Raw genomic sequence first — 235 nt, forward strand, 5'->3', positions numbered from 1 at the left:
CATCCAGCGTGAGCCCCAACGTGGGCGCGCCATGGATGATTTCGTCTGCCCAGACTTTCGAGCCGTAGGGCCGCGTACGCGAGTGGGTCATCTTGGCGCGAATGTAACTGCTGAGAACCAGGCGCGGGTCATCATAGGTTTCAAAACACAGCGCATCTTGTTTCCACACTTCCAGCAAACCCAGCAAAACCGCGTTATACAGCTCGGTTTTGGTACTGAAGTAATAGTGCAAGTT

Annotated in this window: 1 protein-coding gene; it reads right to left on the reverse strand. The window is 54.0% G+C overall.

Annotation, left to right across the window (positions count from 1 at the left end; all coding sequences use genetic code 11):
* On the reverse strand, positions 1 to 235 hold a 235-nt coding region (locus AAEZ06_RS28290), incomplete at both ends, for a TetR family transcriptional regulator C-terminal domain-containing protein (protein WP_350617528.1).

Source organism: Pseudomonas sp. HY7a-MNA-CIBAN-0227, assembly GCF_040310325.1.
Taxonomy (GTDB): Bacteria; Pseudomonadota; Gammaproteobacteria; order Pseudomonadales; family Pseudomonadaceae; genus Aquipseudomonas.